Origin of the sequence: Microvirga terricola (assembly GCF_011777495.1) — a bacterium.
Classification (GTDB): domain Bacteria; phylum Pseudomonadota; class Alphaproteobacteria; order Rhizobiales; family Beijerinckiaceae; genus Microvirga; species Microvirga terricola.
This window is the reverse complement of record NZ_JAATJS010000003.1, coordinates 118,132-137,221: the sequence shown is the minus strand read 5'-3', so window position 1 is coordinate 137,221 and position 19,090 is coordinate 118,132. Positions and strand designations below refer to the sequence as shown.

Annotated in this window: 18 protein-coding genes; 4 read left to right on the top strand and 14 right to left on the bottom strand. The window is 62.0% G+C overall.

Annotation, left to right across the window (positions count from 1 at the left end; translation table 11 throughout):
- Window positions 1-98: 98 nt before the first annotated feature.
- From HB375_RS09000 to HB375_RS08985, 4 genes are all read right to left on the bottom strand, one after another.
- Entirely contained in the window at window positions 99-2,087 is a 1,989-nt protein-coding gene (locus HB375_RS09000; RefSeq protein WP_167672668.1) for a M10 family metallopeptidase C-terminal domain-containing protein, read from the bottom strand.
- A 335-nt stretch (window positions 2,088-2,422) separates the two neighbouring features.
- Window positions 2,423-4,012, bottom strand: a complete 1,590-nt coding sequence (locus HB375_RS18375; RefSeq protein ID WP_167672667.1) for a M10 family metallopeptidase C-terminal domain-containing protein — start codon at window positions 4,010-4,012, stop codon at window positions 2,423-2,425.
- A 171-nt stretch (window positions 4,013-4,183) separates the two neighbouring features.
- Window positions 4,184-4,546 carry a hypothetical protein gene (locus HB375_RS08990; RefSeq protein ID WP_167672666.1) on the bottom strand — a complete coding sequence of 121 codons (363 nt, stop codon included), beginning with the start codon at window positions 4,544-4,546 and terminating at the stop codon, window positions 4,184-4,186.
- 124 nt (window positions 4,547-4,670) lie between these two features.
- Window positions 4,671-5,480, bottom strand: a complete 810-nt coding sequence (locus HB375_RS08985) for a helix-turn-helix domain-containing protein (RefSeq protein WP_167672665.1) — start codon at window positions 5,478-5,480, stop codon at window positions 4,671-4,673.
- Between the two features lie 137 nt (window positions 5,481-5,617).
- Between HB375_RS08985 and HB375_RS08980 the strand changes: the two genes are divergently transcribed.
- Window positions 5,618-6,019 carry a hypothetical protein gene (locus HB375_RS08980; protein ID WP_167672664.1) on the top strand — a complete coding sequence of 134 codons (402 nt, stop codon included), beginning with the start codon at window positions 5,618-5,620 and terminating at the stop codon, window positions 6,017-6,019.
- Between the two features lie 41 nt (window positions 6,020-6,060).
- Here HB375_RS08980 and HB375_RS08975 read toward each other — a convergent pair whose 3' ends face one another.
- The 3 genes from HB375_RS08975 to ppdK are packed head-to-tail and all read right to left on the bottom strand — an operon-like array spanning window position 6,061 to window position 9,372.
- On the bottom strand, window positions 6,061-6,411 hold the full coding sequence (locus HB375_RS08975) for a GFA family protein (RefSeq protein WP_167672663.1): 351 nt from the start codon (window positions 6,409-6,411) through the stop codon (window positions 6,061-6,063).
- A 16-nt stretch (window positions 6,412-6,427) separates the two neighbouring features.
- The gene (locus HB375_RS08970) at window positions 6,428-6,691 is read right to left on the bottom strand and encodes a hypothetical protein (protein WP_167672662.1); all 264 of its coding nucleotides are present in this window, start codon (window positions 6,689-6,691) and stop codon (window positions 6,428-6,430) included.
- 2 nt (window positions 6,692-6,693) lie between these two features.
- Window positions 6,694-9,372, bottom strand: a complete 2,679-nt coding sequence (gene ppdK / locus HB375_RS08965; protein ID WP_167672661.1) for a pyruvate, phosphate dikinase — start codon at window positions 9,370-9,372, stop codon at window positions 6,694-6,696.
- 254 nt (window positions 9,373-9,626) lie between these two features.
- Between ppdK and HB375_RS08960 the strand changes: the two genes are divergently transcribed.
- Complete coding sequence (locus tag HB375_RS08960) at window positions 9,627-11,021, top strand: calcium-binding protein (RefSeq protein WP_167672660.1); 1,395 nt, start codon at window positions 9,627-9,629, stop codon at window positions 11,019-11,021.
- Between the two features lie 99 nt (window positions 11,022-11,120).
- On the opposite strand, the gene HB375_RS08955 is transcribed toward HB375_RS08960, so the two are convergent.
- The 5 genes from HB375_RS08955 to HB375_RS08935 form a co-directional block, all read right to left on the bottom strand.
- Window positions 11,121-11,435, bottom strand: a complete 315-nt coding sequence (locus HB375_RS08955) for a hypothetical protein (RefSeq protein ID WP_167672659.1) — start codon at window positions 11,433-11,435, stop codon at window positions 11,121-11,123.
- Between the two features lie 43 nt (window positions 11,436-11,478).
- Window positions 11,479-12,132, bottom strand: coding sequence for a L,D-transpeptidase (locus tag HB375_RS08950; protein ID WP_167672658.1), 654 nt, complete (start codon window positions 12,130-12,132; stop codon window positions 11,479-11,481).
- 95 nt (window positions 12,133-12,227) lie between these two features.
- Window positions 12,228-14,342: a glycine--tRNA ligase subunit beta gene (gene glyS, locus HB375_RS08945; RefSeq protein ID WP_167672657.1), complete on the bottom strand. Its 2,115-nt coding sequence runs from the start codon at window positions 14,340-14,342 to the stop codon at window positions 12,228-12,230.
- Window positions 14,343-14,390: 48 nt separating this feature from the next.
- Complete coding sequence (locus HB375_RS08940) at window positions 14,391-15,320, bottom strand: glycine--tRNA ligase subunit alpha (RefSeq protein ID WP_167672656.1); 930 nt, start codon at window positions 15,318-15,320, stop codon at window positions 14,391-14,393.
- 77 nt (window positions 15,321-15,397) lie between these two features.
- Window positions 15,398-16,279, bottom strand: coding sequence for a S49 family peptidase (locus HB375_RS08935; protein WP_246728430.1), 882 nt, complete (start codon window positions 16,277-16,279; stop codon window positions 15,398-15,400).
- A 163-nt stretch (window positions 16,280-16,442) separates the two neighbouring features.
- Between HB375_RS08935 and HB375_RS08930 the strand changes: the two genes are divergently transcribed.
- On the top strand, window positions 16,443-16,712 hold the full coding sequence (locus HB375_RS08930) for a hypothetical protein (RefSeq protein ID WP_167672655.1): 270 nt from the start codon (window positions 16,443-16,445) through the stop codon (window positions 16,710-16,712).
- A gap of 37 nt (window positions 16,713-16,749) precedes the next feature.
- Here the strand turns inward: HB375_RS08930 and HB375_RS08925 are convergent, their stop codons facing one another.
- Both HB375_RS08925 and HB375_RS08920 read right to left on the bottom strand, forming a co-directional pair.
- Entirely contained in the window at window positions 16,750-17,487 is a 738-nt protein-coding gene (locus HB375_RS08925; RefSeq protein WP_167672654.1) for a tRNA1(Val) (adenine(37)-N6)-methyltransferase, read from the bottom strand.
- Window positions 17,484-17,705 (bottom strand): putative signal transducing protein, encoded by a 222-nt coding sequence (locus HB375_RS08920; RefSeq protein ID WP_167672653.1) that lies wholly within the window; start codon window positions 17,703-17,705, stop codon window positions 17,484-17,486. Before HB375_RS08920 ends, HB375_RS08925 begins: the two co-directional genes overlap by 4 nt.
- 111 nt (window positions 17,706-17,816) lie before the next feature.
- Here HB375_RS08920 and HB375_RS08915 point away from each other — a divergent pair, with 111 nt between their 5' ends.
- Window positions 17,817-18,836 carry a polyprenyl synthetase family protein gene (locus tag HB375_RS08915; RefSeq protein ID WP_167672652.1) on the top strand — a complete coding sequence of 340 codons (1,020 nt, stop codon included), beginning with the start codon at window positions 17,817-17,819 and terminating at the stop codon, window positions 18,834-18,836.
- The last annotated feature ends 254 nt before the right edge of the window (window positions 18,837-19,090 follow it).

The following is a 19,090-nucleotide window of genomic DNA, read 5'->3' as shown; positions in this document are numbered from 1 at the left end:
CCGGGCGCAGACGCGCCCGGGCCGTTGAGACTTTCCCCAATCTCATCCCGAGAAGCCGCGCTGCGGCTCGCGGAATTCAGAATTTGTCGAATAGACGCTCAGATCACGTAGAGGTCGAGCGCGGTCATCTTCAGGCTCTTGTTGAGGGCCGCAATCTGCACGGCAGCGCCCTTACCGGAACCGTCGGCATCGTAGGAGAGGATGCCCTTCTTGTTGTCGTAAATGATCCGGTCATCGCTGTCGTGCGCTTTCGGACCGATCCAGAAGGCAGCTTTCGACAATCCGCCCTTCTTCGCGAGCTTCGTGAAGATCGAGCGAGCGAGATGCACCGTGTCGTCCTTGACGTTGAAATCGACGATCTGATCGATGTTCGTCTTGCTCGGCTTGGTGTCGAAACGGAAAAAGTCCTTGCCCTTGCCGCCGGTCAGAACGTCCTTGCCGGCGCCACCTGCAAGCGTGTCGTCGCCATCACCGCCTGAAAGCTTATCGTTGCCATTCCCGCCCGAGAGCTTGTTGGCCGCCGAGTTGCCCGTGATGAGGTTCGACAAGTCATTGCCAGTGAGGTTGATGGCTGCGAAACCGCCCGCGGTGAGGTTCTCAATGAAGGCGGAGATGGTGTAGGAGATTGACGCATTGACCGTGTCGATACCGCCAGCATCGTTGATGCTGTCGCCGATATTGTCCACGTAATAGACGTTGTTTCCCGCGCTGCCGTTCATCACATCGGCACCTGTGCCACCATCAATCGTATCGTCGCTTTCTCGACCATCGATCGTGTCGTTGCCAGCGCCTCCGTCGAGGATGTTGGCGATGTCGCTACCAAAGATCTTGTCAGCGAAATCGGAGCCGGTGACATCCTCAATCGAAATGTAAATATCGTCTTTCGCATCGCCCGTGTTTTGCGACGGATCGACGAGATCCACCACGACTGCGCCCTTGGCATAGGCATAGCTGGCCGCATCGAAACCATCTCCGCCGTCGAGCTTATCGCTCCCCGCCCCGCCTTCGAGGATATCGTTGCCTTTGTCGCCGTGCAGCGTGTCCATCCCGTCCAACCCCGCGAGCTCGTCAGCACCATCGTTGCCAAAAAGGTCGTTATCGACGGCATTACCGATGAGATAGTCGCTGCCGGATCCACCAAAGGCATCTTCAATCACCACGCCCTTCGCGATGGTGAAGCCCCCGCTGACATCGAGCTGGTAAGACGCATAGCCGCCCGCGCCCGAAGTGTGGGGCTCGAGAGTTGCCGCGCGCAGATCGATGATGACGTCGGTTTGCGAAGCGGCAGCGCTGATCGCGTCGATCCCTCCGGTGTCCCAAATGCAGCGCCAGCCTGTCCCAGCCTGATTGGCGTTCGGAAGCTCATAAACGTCGTCGCCCTGCGCGGTCGTCGTGTTCGCCCCATAGAGTGCTTGCAGCGCCGCGATGTCGAGAGCGCCGAGCCCGCCCTGCGCACCGTAGGTCGTGTTGTAGGGCGTCGAATCCCAACCCGCGTTGTAGGACATGACGGTCCAGATGCCTTGGTTGAGACCAAACTCACCCGTATCACTCGAATTCGCCACTCCCGGGAACGTCGTGGCGTCGTCCTCTCTCCCGCCGTCATGCGGGTGAGCCAGGCCCATTCCGTGGCCCATCTCGTGAATGATGGTGTCGAGACCATCGCCACCTGGATCGAGATGGTCCCAGGAGCTGGTTTCATAGGGGTTAAAATAGCCCCAGATTTGGTGCCCCGTCGGAGTCTCGTGGACGCCGAGCGTCCCAGCGCCAAGGTCTGTTTTCCACCAGACGATGTCTGCGTCCTCCACGCTGTTAGCCACGTCGAAGGTCAGTCCACAGACGCTCGAATAAACGGATAGTGCGTAGTTGAGGGCATCGACCTCCGCCTGTGCCCAGTCTACGGCGGTGTCCGCCACCTTCAGATAATCGCTGGGGCCGTGAACGGCGCTTGCGGCCGCAAAATTCCAGCTCTCGCCCAAATAGACCTTGATCGGCCCGTTTGCAGGATCCCACGCAGTCCCGCCCCAAATCAGAGAGTCGACGTAAATATTACCGTAATTGGAACCAGGGACGGTTTTGACGCCAGCCACGCTGCACCTGCCGAAGAATGTTGACCTATTCCTTTATGCACGACACGTAATGACGTTCGCGTGCTTCATCACACACGTTTACGAATACTCACACCATTTCCGGTCGGCCGAAGGCTTCGCGCCATTTCCGCCTCCGCAATTCGTTGCGGGAGGCCTATGCTATAGGTAAGCGATATATCATGTGATTTATGTCACATGGATGCGCTGGCGGAGGCGTTGCGCTCGGCCAGATTTCAGGATTGAGGAGCGTTGGCGTTGCGCAGGTAGCCGCTGCTCCCCCTGAGCCGTGATCCGAGCCAGAGCCTGGAAACCAGCGAGCGTCCGCAAACGCTTGATCAAATGACGAAGAAGTCCTTGTAGGTGAGCTTCAGGTTCTTTTGGAGTTGGGCGATCTCGACTGCTGCTTTTGAACCGGAGCCATCCGCATCGTAGGAGAGAGTGCCAGTCTTCTTGTTGTAGATGAGATAGTCGTCCCTGTCGGCGGCCTTGATGCCGACCTTGAAGAAGTTCTTGTTGAGCTTTCCGGGGGCTGCCTCGGAGCCCTTGCCGAGCTTCGTGAAGATGGCGTTGTCGAGCCAGATCTTGTCCTGCCCCACGGTGAAAGCCTTGATCGTGTCGAAATTCACCTTCCGGTTCGTCTTGGACGTGCCGAGCTTCGAGTCGAAAATAAAGTAATCGTTTCCTGCGCCGCCATCGAGCGTGTCGTTGCCGGCCCCGCCCCTCAACCAGTCGATGCCTGCGCCTCCGGACAGGTAATCGTTGCCGGCCAAGCCATTCAGTTGATCACCACCGTCATTGCCAATGAGCCGGTTGGCGGCAGCGTTGCCGATCAGGGTGTCGGCACTGGGCCCGCCGATCGCGTTCTCGATCACCGCGCCCTTGGCAATGGTGAACCCGGCCGCCTGCCCCCCTTCATAGGAGAGATAGCCTCCCGCTCCGGGATCTCCGGAAACCAATGTGGCAGAGCGAAGATCGATTCTGACGTGAGCCGATGCCGCCGACCCGTCGATGACGTCGATGCCGCCGGAATCCCAGATACACCGCCAACCGGAGCCCCTGCCGGCGCCGTCAAGCAGGCCGGGGACGATCGAGTCAACCGAGTCGTAACCGGTACGACTGTTCCAGACAGGCAGCTTATAAACGTTGTCGCCGGCCGCCGTGCTGTTGTTGGCTCCATACAGCACCTGCAGGGCCGCAATGTCGAAAGCTCCCAGACCACCCTGGTTGCCGTAGTCGGTCCCCGCGTTCTGCGTGGGCGCGCCCATGAGAGGCGACATCACGGAATAGACGGCGCGATTGTAGCCGTAGTCGCCGGAATTCGTGGTCTCTCCCAACGCGATGCCCGGAAAGATCGTCGCATCGGGCGGAGTGTCTATCGAGCTCCCTCCCGTGTGTGCATCGGCCAACCCCAATCCATGGCCGATCTCGCGAATGAGCGAGCTCAGGCCATATCCGCCAAATTGTTGAGCAAACCACCAATTGTTGGAATAGGAGTAGTAGTCACTGAAATAACCCCAGACCTGCTTCACGTCCTGCGATGCGCGGGTTTCATGGATAGCGTCTGTGCCCCGGCCCAGATCGACCTTCCACCACACGATGTCGGCATCCTGTATGCTGGTAGTGATGTTGAACTTGAGCCCACTAACGCTTTGATAGAGGCTCAGCGCATAGACGAAAGACTTTTTCTGGGCCGCTTCCCATGACGTCAGTGTATTGACGTTGTCTGCAGTGAAGACGCCAATGGCCACATTGTCTTCGGCGTCGGTCCGGTTCGGGATCCAAGCTTCCGAGGCGTCATAGTCGGTCGGATCACCGAAAAAGACGTTGATCGTCGTATTCTGATCCCAGGCCTTTCCACCCCAGATCAGCGCGTCCAGGAACACATTGCCGTAGCCGGAGCCGGAAACGTTCTTTGTGTCAGCCATTGTCCACCACCCAGTTGCGCAGCCCCATCTCGGGCATCGCGGACGCTGCGCCCGATCTCTACATGATATATCGTTTAATATGGCAAGAAGTGCGAAATGACACCCAGAAAAGTGCGAGGCGCCTTTTTCATTCGATGAAGGCACCAACTGACAGCGCGTGCTACGCTAGGGTCACGTCCGCCCCGGCAGCGACTTGTAGCGGCGAGAGAGGGTCGCGCGCGGCTCAACGACCGGATCGCCTTTGAGCGTGCGGTTCGCAGCCGGATAGGCAGCAACGGCCTCGGCCTTTTTATCCTCGCGAAGCGGAGCGGCGTTGAGAGCCTCCCTCACGGGAAGGTCATAGCACGGCAGGCTGCGGAGAATGTCGCGCAAAGGTATTGCGACGGGTGGGACGAGCACGCCCTTGGTCAAGGACGTGGCAGGGCTGCACCCGCAAAGCTCACACCGGATTGCGCGTCGTTGCTGGCCGATGCGGTGAACGAGATCAATAATCCCGCCGCCAGCGCCCAGGGCGCCACGGTGGCGCAAATCCATTTCATCCGAGACCGACAATACCGACGACGCACGCGACTCAAACCTTACAAGAAGCCCATCTCGGAAACCTCCGAAGGAAGATTCCGGCTGCGTATGGTTATCGTCGATTAAGGTTGATGGGTGGTTAAGAGCGACGACGCTCGGCCATGCGCGCGAGCGTCGCCGCCGTCTCCGGGTCAGCCGGCAAAAAGGTTTCGATGGCAAGCTCCGACAGGGTGACGTCGATCGGCGTGCCGAAAACCGTTGTGGTGCTGATGAAGGTCAACACGCCCTCCTCGATCATGAGCTGAAGCGGCACGATGACCGCAGCAGGATCAGGCTTCACGGCCGGCCCGCGCGTCGCACGGTCGGGCGTCGGATAGGCGGATATCTCGCGGATTAGATCCTCCAGCGCCGCATCGGCCGTGACATCGACCTGGTGGCGCAGGCGCGCAATGAGATGCTGCCGCCACTCGGAAAAATTCACGACCCGACGCGCCATGCCTGCCGGGTGCATGCTCAGGCGCAGCACGTTCACAGGCGGCTTCAGCAAAGCGGGATCGACATCGCCAATCAATGCGTTGAGCGCATCATTCGCCGCAATCAGCGACCAATGGCGGTCGACTGCGAGAGCCGGATAGGGCTCATGCCCCTTCAGTACCAGATCGACCGCCTGGCGTGCGCTTTGCAGCGCGGGGTCGTCCAGCGATCGTTGCGAGAAAACCGGCGCATATCCGGCAGCGACGAGCAGCATGTTGCGTTCGCGCAAGGGGATCTCCAGCCTCTCGGCGAGCAAGAGCACCATTTCGCGGCTGGGCTGCGAGCGGCCGGTTTCGAGAAAACTCAGATGCTTCGTCGAGATATCGGCCTCGCAAGCAAGATCGAGCTGGCTCATGCGCCGGCGCTGCCGCCATTCGCGCAAGTAATCGCCGACAGATTTGGTCGTGTTCGTCATGACCGGACGATAGCCTGATCGGCGTCCTTGTTCCATCACCTCACAGGTAATCGACTTCGATCCACAGGCTGCAGATCATGATGGCAAGGTCGATGGACAATCCGCCGACCGCAACGCCCTTCAAAGAGGAGCCCATCATGTCGATGATTCACCCCTCCCCGTTTCTCCGTCAGGCGCTGCTGGCCGATGCCACCACGAGCGCGGCCTGCGGATTGCTGATGCTGCTGGCGGCCCACCCGATGAGCGGAATACTCGCGTTGCCGGAGGCGCTGTTGCGCATTTCCGGCGCTGCGCTTCTGCCCTATGCGGCATTGATCGCCACTCTCGGCCTGAAAGAACGCTTGTCCCGGCCCATCGTCTGGGCCGTGGTGATCGGCAATCTCGTCTGGGCGGCGGACAGCGCGTTGCTGCTGGTCAGCGGCTGGGTCGCGCCGACCCATGCAGGCTTTGCCTTCGTCATTGCGCAGGCGCTGGTCGTGCTGATGTATGCCGAACTGCAAATCATCGGCCTGCGCCGTTCATCCGCCGCGACGGCATGAATCATCAAGGCGAGCGCATCCAGCGCTCGCCTTGCTTTTTCTCAGAGGCTGCGCCCGTCGAACGGAATGCGCTTGATCTGCGTCAGGTCGATGCCCTCGACGCAGCGCACGTTGATCGCCACCATCTCACCGCCGTTCGGCGTCTTACCTTCGCCGAACGTCCCCGATCCGCAAGTTGAGCAGAAACGATGGCGGATGGCATGCTTGTTGAAGGTGTAGGTGGAGAGATCGCTCTCGCCCCGCTTGAGGTTCAGCGCCTCGTGCGAAATGAAGGTCAGCAGATAGCCTCTCTGCGCGCAAATCGAGCAATTGCACTCGACGACCTGCTCGATCTCGGCTTCGAACTCGAACGCCACTTTTCCGCAGTGGCACGAACCTTGATGCAGTGTCATGTGCCTTTCCTCCCGGTTACAAAGTCGTCATCAGCGTCACGATGAGCCCGGCGCCGATCACGGCGACGAGACGGTCATTCATCGTGAGGGGTTCAGCCCTGCCTCGCGCCGCCAACTGGCCGACAAAGAGATCGACAACCAATGAGATCGCCAAAGGCCATATGACCGGTGGCAAGGATGCCTGCCGCCAATCGGGATTGAGCCGAACGAGAAAGCCGACGGCGATGCCGGAGACCAGCACCGCCGCGATATAGAGAAGACGCGAGCGTGACCTCGTCATGTTCAAGCGAGGCTTGCGCTCTTCTTGCCCAAAGCCGCCTGCGCTGCCGCAAGACGCGCAATCGGCACGCGGTAGGGAGAGCAGGAGACGTAGTCGAGTCCGGTGATTTCACAAAACTGGATCGAAGCCGGATCGCCGCCATGTTCGCCGCAGATGCCGAGCTTGATCTTGCCACGCACGGCCTTGCCGCGCTCGGTTGCGATCTTGATCAGTTCGCCCACACCTTCCTGATCGATCGTGACGAACGGATCGGCAGCGAGAATGCCCTTCTGCGTATAAGCGCCAAGGAATGAGGCCGCGTCGTCGCGCGAGATGCCGAGCGCCGTCTGCGTCAGGTCGTTGGTGCCAAACGAGAAGAACTCCGCCGATTGCGCGATGTCTCCTGCGCGAAGCGCCGCGCGCGGCAGTTCGATCATCGTGCCGACCTGATAGTCGATCTTTGCGCCCGTTTCCTTCATCACCGCCGCCGCCATGGCGTCGATGCGCGCCTTCACGAGGTCGAGTTCGGCCTTCGTCATGACGAGCGGCACCATGACTTCGGGCACGACCGGCTGGCCGGTCGTCTTGCCCGCCTGAACCGCCGCCTCGAAGATGGCGCGCGCCTGCATCTCGGCGATTTCGGGATAGGCAATCGCGAGGCGCACGCCGCGGAAGCCGAGCATCGGGTTGAACTCGTGCAGTTCCGTCGCGCGGCGCTTCAACTTGTCGGGTGATGCGCCCATCGCCTTCGCGACCTCCTGCAACTCCGCTTCCGTATGCGGCAGGAACTCGTGCAGCGGCGGATCGAGCAGGCGGATGGTGACCGGCAAGCCGCTCATGATGGTGAAGAGCTCGACGAAGTCGGCGCGCTGCATCGGCAACAACTTCGCCAAAGCCGCGCGGCGGCCCGCCTCGTCGTCGGACAAAATCATCTCGCGCACCGCCACGATGCGGTCGCCCTCGAAGAACATATGCTCCGTGCGGCACAGGCCGATGCCTTCCGCCCCAAACGAACGCGCGGTGCGCGCATCGAGCGGCGTCTCGGCGTTGGCGCGCACCTTCATGCGGCGCACCTTATCGGCCCAGCCCATGAGGGTTGCGAACTCGCCGGAGAGTTCCGGCTGGAGCATCTTCACCTGGCCGAGCAACACCTGTCCGTTGCCGCCATCGACGGTGATGATATCGCCCTTCTTCAGCGTCTGTCCGGCGACGGTGAGCGTCTGCGCCGCATAGTCGACGCGGATCGCGCCGGCACCGGAGACGCAGGGCTTGCCCATGCCGCGCGCCACCACGGCGGCGTGCGAGGTCATGCCGCCGCGCGTGGTCAGAATGCCTTCGGCCGCATGCATGCCGTGGATGTCTTCCGGCGAGGTTTCGACACGCACCAGAATGACCTTGCGGTTCGCCTTCTTCGCGGCTTCCGCGTCATCCGACGAGAACACAATCTCGCCGCAAGCCGCGCCCGGCGAAGCGGGCAGGCCCGTCGCCAGAACCTTGCGCTCCGCCTTCGGGTCGATAGTGGGATGCAGCAACTGGTCGAGCGCAGCGGGCTCGACGCGAGTCACCGCCTCTTCCTGCGTGATCAAACCTTCCGATGCCAGCTCCACCGCGATGCGCAAGGCGGCCTTTGCCGTGCGCTTGCCGTTGCGGGTCTGGAGCATCCAGAGCTTGCCCTTCTCGACCGTGAATTCCATGTCCTGCATGTCACGGTAGTGCTTCTCAAGAATGCCGTAGATGCGAACCAACTCGTTGTAGGCATCCGGCATCGCGCGTTCCATCGAGGGCTTGTCTGAGCCCGAGCCGATGCGCGCTTTTTCCGTGATGTCCTGCGGCGTGCGGATGCCCGCCACCACGTCCTCTCCTTGAGCATTGATGAGGAACTCGCCGTAGAGTTCCTTTTCGCCGGTCGAGGGATTGCGCGTGAAGGCGACGCCGGTGGCGGACGTTTCGCCCATGTTGCCGAACACCATCGCCTGCACGTTCACGGCGGTGCCCCAGCTTGCGGGAATGCCGTGCAGTTCGCGGTACTTGATGGCGCGATTATTCATCCAGGAGCCGAACACGGCGCCGATGGCACCCCAGAGCTGCTCGTGCGGGTCCTGCGGGAAAGGCTTGCCCAAAGCCTTCTCGACGATGGCCTTGTATTGCGGGATCAGCGCCTTCCAGTCGTCGGCGGAGAGATCCGTGTCGAGGGTATAGCCCTTGCGGTCCTTGTAGGCGTCGAGGGTTTCCTCGAAGTGGTGATGGCCGATGTCGAGCACCACGTTGGAATACATGGTGATGAAGCGGCGGTAGCTGTCATAGGCGAAGCGCTTATCGCCCGCGCCCTTCGCCAGCGCCCCGACGGTCACGTCGTTGAGGCCGAGGTTGAGCACGGTGTCCATCATGCCCGGCATCGAGGCCCGCGCGCCGGAGCGCACCGAAACCAAAAGCGGGTTCTCGGCATCACCGAAGGTGCGCCCCGTGAGCTTCCCGACGAAGAGGAGCGCCTTTTCGACCTGCCCTTTAAGCTCCTGCGGGTAGCTATGGCCGTGGTCGTAGTAATAGGTGCAGACTTCCGTAGTGATCGTAAAACCGGGCGGCACCGGCAGTCCTAAGTTGGACATTTCGGCGAGATTGGCGCCCTTGCCGCCGAGCAGGTTCTTCAAGCCCGCCGCGCCCTCAGCCTTGCCGTCACCGAAGGAATAGACCCACTGCGTCATCTTTCGACCTTTTGGCTTTGATGCCCGTGCTGCGGCACGGGTGATGGCTTGAAGCATGCCGAACCAAAACGCAAGCTGAACGGCCACGGTTCCGAGCCGACCCGAGGCCCCGCTCGCTCGATGAACTTATGCACAGTAATGAAGTAACATCACCATCAAAACTTGAGCGCCTTAAGTAAAGATATAAAATCCAAGCCGAATCGCGCAGCAAAAAGCCGAGCCGATGGCGCGTCTCAACTTGCAGGATATGGCCAATGGCAACCGTTATAGTTTCTGTCGACGACGCAGAGGCTGTCGATCTCTCGCTCTTTTTCCCTGGACTTGTTGCGACGGCGCCCGCAAATATGACGTTCACCAGCACGTCTGCCCATGTCAATTATTCCATGGTGCGCGACGGCGTTTACGAGTTGGGGCGAGCTTACGAGATTATCGCTGCTGGTAAGCTATTCCACGCTGCGAGCGAGTGGGATGCCGGCATCGGCGGCGTCCTCAGCTCGGCGGTCCTCGCCGTGCACTTCCCCGACGTTCTTCTGCCCCGCCAATTGGCGCACATGACCTTCGAGCTCGGCGAGAACACCTCTCGGACCGGCGGAATTGGGGTGTCGGGCATCATGGATATGACGCCCGATACCTTGCTGCGGCGGGCCTTTAACGATGACGTCGAGGGGGCGAAACTCATCCTCAACGGCGGCCTCGGCAATGACACCCTGCCGGGGAGCGACCACAGGGACACGCTCAACGGAGGCGCCGGAGCCGATCTCATGATCGGCCGCGGCGGAAGCGATCGTTATGTCGTGGACAATGCATTCGATACCATCGTTGAGCTGGCCGGCGGCGGATACGACACCGCAATCACCAAGGTGAGCTATCAACTCGGCGTCAACACGCATGTCGAGGAGCTTGTCGCGGACACGGCGGCGGGTGGCATCTCCTTGGCTGGAAATGAGCTGTCCAATCGGCTCGTCGGCAACGATTTCAGCAACGTGCTCGATGGTGGCGGCAGCAGCGACACGCTCGTTGGAGGCTTGGGCGACGACATCTACAAAGTCGACAACGCCTTCGACATTGTGGTCGAGATAGCAGGCGAAGGCACCGACACAGTCATCAGCAGCATCAGCTATACCGTTGGCGCGGCGGCCTCGATTGAGGTCCTGCAAACGGCGAATGCGAACGACACCTCCGCCATCAGCCTCACCGGCAACGCTTTTGCGAATGTCATCACCGGCAACGCAGGCGCCAATCGTTTGAGCGGGGAAGCGGGCGACGATCGACTTGTCGGCGGCCTCGGCAATGACATTCTCACCGGCGGCAGCGGCAAGGACGTGTTTGTCTTTTCGACGAAACCCAACAAGGCCAAGAATCTCGACCGTATCACCGACTACAACGTCGTCGACGATTCCATTTGGCTCGACGATGCGGTCTTCAAGGGGCTGGGTTCTACCGGATCAATCGCCAAACCGGCGAAACTCAAATCGGCTGCTTTCTGGGTTGGGGCGCAAGCACACGATAGTTCCGATCGCATCATCTACAACAAAGCATCGGGCGCGCTGTTCTACGATGCCGACGGAACCGGCAAGATCGCGCCCGTCATGATCGCGCAGCTGACCAAAAACCTCAAAATGACCGCCGCCGATTTCTTCGTGATCTGAGGCTCAAACGACAATGGCCGGGAGAAGCCCGGCCATTGTCGTTTGGACGTTTTTGCGAGGCTGGCGTCCTTGCCGCCAAGCAGCGTCTTCACCCGCTAATCAGGGCCGGCTCAATATCCAGGCATAGAAGGCGACGCAGATCACGAGGAATGCCAAGATAGCGAAGGCAAAGCCGCGCCAGCCCTCGAGAAAGCCGACCAATGGCCAGCCCCGGACAGCGAAGAGGAGCATGAATAAAACGAACCAGAGTGCCGGGAACCCGACAAAAATGATGCCGAGTTCCTTTCCGCTCTCATGGCCGGAGCCGAAAAGACCGAGTCGACCGAGGATTTCAGCCCCGTTCCAGGCCGCAAAGCCGCTCACCGCGGCATAGATGATGATTGCGGCCAGGGCCTTGATCGTCGCGGCAAGCATTCCTCACTCCTCGTGCTCGGCGACGAATGCAAGTGCCGGGTTCTTACACCCGATAGCGCCCGTTGCGCTTCACATAGACGGTGGTGCCGACGGGAACGCGCTCGTAGAGGTCCACGATGTCCTCGTTGAGCATGCGCACGCAGCCGGAGGACACCTGCTCGCCGATGCTCCAGGGCTCGTTGGTGCCGTGGATGCGGAAGAGAATGTCCGCGCCGTTCTGGTGCAGATAGAGAGCGCGCGCACCGAGCGGGTTCTCGAGGCCGGCCTCCAGGTGGCGCGGCAGATCCGGCTTGATGCCGACCATGGTCTTGGTGGGCGACCATGCGGGCCACACGCCCTTGCGGCCGACCGAGGCGATGCCCTTCCAGGAGAAGCCCTGCTTGCCGACGCCGACGCCGTAGCGCACGGCCTTGCCTTCCGACTGCACGAGATAAAGCATGCGCTCGTCGATATCGACGACGATAGAGCCCGGCTTCTCGCCGCCCTTGTACTCGACGACCTGGCGCTCGTATTTCGCATCCATCTTGCGGCGGTCGACCACCGGCACGTCGAAGGGCTTGTCGGGGATCGAGCCGATATACCAGCCGGAATCGTCGGTCGCGGCGACCTCGAACGGCTGGGGATCTTGCAGTGCGGTCTGGCAGGCAGCAAGCGGCGCGCCCAAAAGAGCAGCAAGCAGAAGTCGGCGGAGCATCATGGCAGTCCTGGGGAGAAACGGTGTTGCCGCCTGCCTAACGCGAAGCGCGCGGTCTGGCTGTGTCCTTCGCGCAACAGCCAGACCGGAATTTATTGTCAGCCCTCGATCCTTGAGAAATCTGCAACGCTGCGCGTCGTTTCGCGAATGGCGTTGAGGAGCGTCAAACGGTTTTCGCGCAGGGCGGAATCCTCGGCATTGACCGTCACCTTGTCGAAAAAGGCGTCGACGGCGGGGCGAAGCTCGGCCAGCGCCTTCATCGCGCCCTCGAAATCCTCCTTGCTCACATGTTCGCGAGCATGGCGGGTGGCCGCCTCCAGAACCTCGAAAAGCACCCTCTCCTCAGGGAGTCCGCGCTCGTGGATCAGCACGCGATTCGGCTCGCCATCATAAGCCCGGCCGTCCTTCTTCTCCTCGATGCGCAGGATGTTTGTCGCGCGGCGATACCCCGCCAGAAGGTTTGCGCCGTCTTCCGTATCGAGGAAGCGCCCGAGGGCCTCGACGCGGCGGACGAGCATGAGCAGGTCGTCCTCGCCGTCGAGCGAGAGCACGGCGTCGATGAGATCGTGCCGTGCGCCTTGCTCGCGGAGATAGACCTTGAGGCGGTCGACGAGGAAGGAGAGGAGGTCTGCCCCAATCACGACGCTTTCAGTCCTGCCGTCCGCCTTCAACGCAGCGATCGCCCTGAGGGCAGCGGTGGCAAAGGAAAGCCGGAACTCGTTTTGCAAGGTCAGCCTAATCACACCCAACGCCGCGCGGCGCAGCGCGTAAGGATCTTTCGACCCCGTCGGCTTCTCATCAATGAGCCAGAAGCCCATTAGCGTGTCGATCTTATCCGCCAGTGCCACCGCAACCGACACCGGATCGGTCGGCACGCGGTCGGAGGGGCCGAGCGGCTTGTAGTGTTCTTCCACTGCGAGAGCGACGGATGGGTTCTCGCCTTCGATGGCGGCGTAGTAGCGCCCCATCAGGCCCTGCAATTCCGGAAACTCGCCGACCATTTCGGTCACAAGATCGGCCTTCGCGAGACGCGCGGCGCGTGCAGCCAAAGCGGGATCGGCACCGACGATGGGGGCGAGTTCCTTGGCGAGCGCCGCGATGCGCTCCACGCGCTCGAACTGCGTGCCGAGCTTTTCGTGGAAGACGATCTGCTTCAATTTTTCGAGGCGGTCTTCCAGCTTCGTCTTCTGGTCCGTTTCCCAGAAGAACTTGGCGTCGGAGAGACGCGCGTGCACCACGCGCTCGTTGCCGGCGACAATTGTCTTGCCACCATCCTTCGCGATCAGGTTTGCGGTGAGCAGGAACTTGTTGGCGAGCTTGTCGGTGCGTGCATCGAACAGCACGAAGCACTTCTGGTTCGCACGGATCGTGGTGCGGATCACCTCCGGCGGGATTTCCAAGAAGCTCTCGTCGAACGAGCCCATCAGCACGACCGGCCATTCGACGAGGCCCGCGACTTCTTCAAGCAGGCCCTCATCCTCGACGAGCTGAAGCCCCTGCGCGAAGGCCAGGTCCTTCGCATCGTGCAAAATGATGTCCTTGCGGCGGTCAGCATCGAGCACGACCTTCGCACGCTCCAGCGCCGCCACGTAATCGTCGAAGCGCTTCACGCGGATCGCATCGGGCGCCATGAAGCGATGGCCATAGGTGATGTCGCCGGAAGCGATGCCGTCGACCTCGAAGCGTACGACCTCCGGCTCTTCCGTCTCAGGCCCGAAGGTGCAGACGATGGAGTGAAGCGGACGCACCCAGCGCAGCGATCCCGGTTGCGTGGAAGCCGCACCCCAGCGCATGGATTTCGGCCAGGGGAAAGTCTTGATGATTTGCGGCAGGATTTCGGCCAGCACGTCCTGCGTGGGAAGACCGGGCCGTTCGATGATGGCGACGTAAAACTCGCCCTTCTTCGGATCGCTTTCGATTTTCGCCTCGTCGAGGCTCGTCAAACCGGCGCTCTTCAAGAAGCCCTGCACGGCAGCATCGGGCGCGCCGACACGCGGACCTTTGCGCTCCTCGCGCACGTCCTGTCCCTTCACGGGCAGGCCAACGATGTTGAGTGCTAACCTGCGCGGCGTCGAGAAGGCCTTCGCGCCCTCATAGACGAAACCGCGCTCGACGAGAGCGTCAGTGACAAGCTTCCTCAAATCCTCCGCCGCACGGCGCTGCATGCGGGCGGGGATTTCTTCGGAGAAAAGTTCGAGGAGAAGATCGGGCATTGGAATGTTCTGTTCGTGAATTGAGGGAGGACGCGATTGACCTGCGGCTTAAGCCGCGGCGGCCCCTCCCCCTTCCGTCTTCAGCCATGCCGCGCCCACGGCTTTCACCAGCTCACGGACGCGCAGGATGTAGCTCTGGCGCTCGGTGACGGAGATCACGCCGCGCGCGTCGAGCAGGTTGAACACATGGCCCGCCTTGAGAGCCTGGTCGTAGGCGGGGAGCACCATGAGGTGGCGCTCTCCCGCATCGCCCGCTTCGAGATACTTCTTGCTCGCGGCTTCAGCATCGCGGAACAGGCGAAAGAGCATCTCCGTGTCCGAGTGCTCGAAGTTGTGGCGCGAATATTCCTGCTCGGCTTGCAGGAAGACATCGCGGTAGGTGACCTTCTGGTCGCCTTCGAGGCCGTTGAAGTTGAGATCGTAAATCGACTCCACGCCCTGCAGATACATGGCGAGACGTTCCAAACCGTAGGTTAACTCGCCCGCAACCGGCACGCATTCGATGCCCGCGACCTGCTGGAAGTAGGTGAATTGCGACACCTCCATGCCGTCGCACCAGCATTCCCAGCCAAGCCCCCATGCACCGAGGGTCGGGTTCTCCCAGTCGTCCTCGACGAAGCGGATGTCGTGCACGCCCGTGTCGATGCCGATGGCTTCCAGCGACTTGATGTAGAGTTCCTGCAAGTTCGGCGGGTTCGGCTTCAGGATGACCTGGAACTGGTAATAGTGCTGGAGCCGGTTGGGGTTCTCGCCATAGCGCCCGTCCTTCGGGCGGCGGGAGGGCTGCACATAGGCCGCGCGCCAGGGCTTGGGGCCGAGCGCCCGCAGAGCCGTCGCCGGATGAGACGTCCCCGCGCCGACTTCCATGTCATAGGGCTGAAGAATGACGCAGCCCTGCTCCGCCCAATAGCGCTGGAGCGTGAGGATCAGGCCCTGGAAGGAGCGCGCGGGATTCATGTGCGCGGGTTGGCTCGTCATAGCGGCGTCCGGGTGTTGAAATGTCAGGTCGAACCCTTGGGATGCGGGGCGGCTCAAGTCAAGCGCGGGAGGCGGTCTCACAGCCCCAGGCGCGACCACGCAGCGCGTTCCTCCAAGGCCCCCAGCGCCTCGGCCGGGTCGATCAGGCCGCCCTGGCTGAAAGAGCGGCGGCCGAAGAAGCGGCCGAGCAAGGCGGGGCGCGGCGGCTCGACAAGGCGGAGCTGAACTTTTTCGCCGAAGCGCTGGCGCATAATGGACCGTATATCGCCCAGACCGTCGACGAGCCCAAGCTCCGCCGCCTCCGTGCCAACCCAGAACGCGCCGGAGAAGAGATACCCGTTCTCGTCCTTCAACTTCCCGCCGCGCCGTGCTTTGACGAGATCGACGAAAACCTCGTGGATCCGGCGCTGCAGACCCTGCAGGTGTTCCACATCGGCGGGATTTTCCGGCCTGAACGGGTCGAGCATCGCTTTTCGAGCGCCGGCGGTGTGGACACGTCGCTCGATGCCGAAACGCTCGATGAATTTGTCCAATCCGAAACTCGCCGACAAAACTCCGATGGAGCCGACGATCGAGGCGGGATCGGCAAAAATCTCGTCCGCCGCGCAGGCGATCATGTAGCCGCCGGAGGCTGCCGCATCCTCGACGAAGGCGAAGACCGGCAGCTTCTTTTCCTCGGCATGGTCGCGGATGCGCTTGAAGATTAGGTGCGACTGCGCCGCAGAACCGCCGGGCGAATTGACCACGATGGCCACCGCCCGCGCTCCCTCGACATCAAAAGCCCGCTCCAGCATCGGCGCGACGGTCGAAATCGCAAGCCCCGTCCGAAAGGGGAGAATCGAACCGATGGGCCCTGCCAGTCGCACGACCGGCACCAGCGGATGACGCGCCCGGAAACGGGAGGGAAGGATAAACTGCACGCGCTCCGGCAGCATCGCGGAAAGGGTCACGGGAGGCATGGCCTTCATGTAGTGCAGGCAGCGGGGCTTCCCAAGATGAACGTGCCTTTAGGGAAAGCGTCGGGTTCCGTTCAGTTAAGCTTGTCTAAAGTCCCGCCTGGAATACCGGTCGCGCCCGCGGGGCGATTTCGGCCCGCCGGCTTGCATTTGAGGAGATTTTGATATGCGTAAATTGCTTTTTGGCCTGCTTGGTTTCGCCGCCCTCGGTCTCGGCACACTTGCCGCGCAGCCTGCTGCGGCCGATCACGGTCATGGTCGTGGTCATGCCTACGGGCATCGCCATCACCGCCCGCACGTCGTCTATGAGCGACCCGGTTATCGGCCCTATCGCTACTACCGCCCGGTTCACGGTTACCCGCGTTGCTGGACTCGGATGCAGCGTTACTGGAACGGCTTCGTGTGGGTCGATCGGCCCATTCGGGTCTGCCGTTAAGATAGGAAGGGATACGGGCGCTCCAGAGCGCCCGTTTTCATGTGAGGAGAGCGTCACCCCGGTGCAGCGCCTCCGCCTGAGGCGTGAAGCCGCCCTCCGCATTGAGGATCACGGGCGGCAGGACGCTCAAGGGCGCGCGGCTGCCCTTGGTGGCCGAGACAAGCACCCGGATCGCAGGCTGGTCCGCGCTTGGATGAACGAAGCGCAGTTCGACGCCGCCGAGGCCCCGGCCAAGGGCCGACAGGCAATCCGCCGTGCGGTCGGCGCGGTGGATGACCACGAGACGACCTTTCGGTTTCAGCAGCGACACGCAGGCCTTGATCCAGGCCTCGAGCCCGCCATCGGGCAGGGCATGGGCGGCGGCGCGGCGCGCATCGGGCGAGAGCCTGGCCCTCCCCTCCTCCAGAAAGGGCGGATTGGTCAAAACAAGGTCGGCGCTTTCTCGCAAAAGCCCCACCTCCGGCCAGGAGGCGCGATCCAAAAGATCGACCTGCGCCACATGGGCCTGCACGCCATTAGCCACGGCGTTCCGACGGCAAAGGTCCGCAAGATCGGGATCGCGCTCCACGAAGATGAGTTTTGCGGCCTTTTCGCGAGCCGCCACCATCAACCCGACCGCGCCGGTCGCCGCGCCGATATCGGCCACCACGTCGCCGGGTTTGACCGGGGCGGCGGCAGCCAGAAGCACCGCATCCGTTCCCGCCCGGTGCCCCTTGGCCGGCTGGAGCAGCCGAACCCGGCCCCCGAGGAGCGAATCGTCCGTCGTCTCGATCATGGCCTCAACTCGGCCCCGTGGCCGGCCTCCCGGATCAGGCGGCGAGCCTGGGCGGCGTGCTCGTCCGGCACCAGGATTCGGCGAGGAAAAGCGCCGATCATCCCTTCCAGCGCGCTGATATGGGCGTCCGCCACGAAAACAGGGATATTGGCGTTCTCCAATAAGGATTGTAGGAAACCGATCAGAACGAGATCGTTGGTGCGGACGATTTCGACCATCTGAGCCTGGTTCCTTTCCGGCAATCATTGCATTGCAGCATGGAAGGCATCATGCCACGGTGCACTTCTGTTTCCACCGGCCATCGCTGGCCGGCAACCCGGGTTTGAGGCGTGGGCGTCGTCGTTCCTTTCGAAGAGAAGCATCCCGAGAAGAATGCGAGCATCGAGAGGCTCGTCTCCCTTGTGACCTCGGACATGGAGCGGGTCAATGCGATGATCCTGTCGCGCACCGGCTCCGATGTCACCATGATCCCGGAGGTGGCGAACCACCTCATCTCGTCCGGCGGCAAGCGCCTGCGCCCCATGCTGACGCTGGCAACCGCAGGCCTGTCCGGCTATCGCGGCGACGGCCATGTGAAGCTCGCGGCCAGCGTCGAGTTCATGCACACCGCCACCCTCCTCCACGACGACGTGGTGGATGAGAGCGACATGCGCCGGGGCAAGATCGCCGCCCGCATCAAGTGGGGCAACGAGGCGAGCGTGCTGGTGGGCGACTTTCTGCTCGGCCAGGCCTTCCGCATGATGGTGGAAGTGGGCTCGCTGCGCGCCCTCGACATTCTCTCCGCCGCCGCCACCGTGATCGCGGAGGGCGAGGTGATGCAGCTCGCCGCCGCCAAGAACACCGAGACAACGGAAGACGAGTACCTCGCCGTCATCCGCGGCAAGACGGCCGAACTTTTCGCCGCCGCCTGCGAAGTCGGCCCGGTCATCGCCGAGCGTCCTAAGGCCGAGCAGACCGCCTGCCGCTCCTACGGCATGAATCTCGGCATCGCCTTCCAGCTCGTCGACGACGCGCTCGATTACGGCGGCAAGGCCGCGACACTCGGCAAGAATGTCGGCGACGATTTTCGCGAGGGCAAGATCACGTTGCCCGTGGTCCTCTCCTTCCGTCGCGGCTCGGATGAGGAGCGCGCGTTCTGGAAGCGGGTTCTCGAACGCGGCGAGATCGAGGACGGCGACCTCGATCAGGCCGTCGCCATCATGCGCCGCCACCGCGCGCTGGAAGACACCATCGAACGCGCCCGCCACTACGGCGCCATGGCGCGAGACGCCCTGGAGCTTTTCCCGAACGGTCCGATGAAGCAGGCGCTTCTGGAAACGGTCGATTTCTGCATCGCGCGGGCGCACTAACTCTTTTCCAATCGTTCTCTCGGACAAACGCTCGATTCTGGCTGCGAGTCGATTCTCGGCCAAGTCGGGGGACTTTTACGCCTGACAGCCTGCCAGCAGCCAAGGCGAGAGCCATTTTCTCCGAATTTTCGGCTCAGAGCGCCTTCCTTCTCTCTTCGATCGTTCTTTTAAAAGAACGTTTTGATTGACAGCACATCCCTCCGGTGCGAAAGTGCCCTTGCTTCCGGACGGCCCCGCCGCCTGGAAGCCGCGGT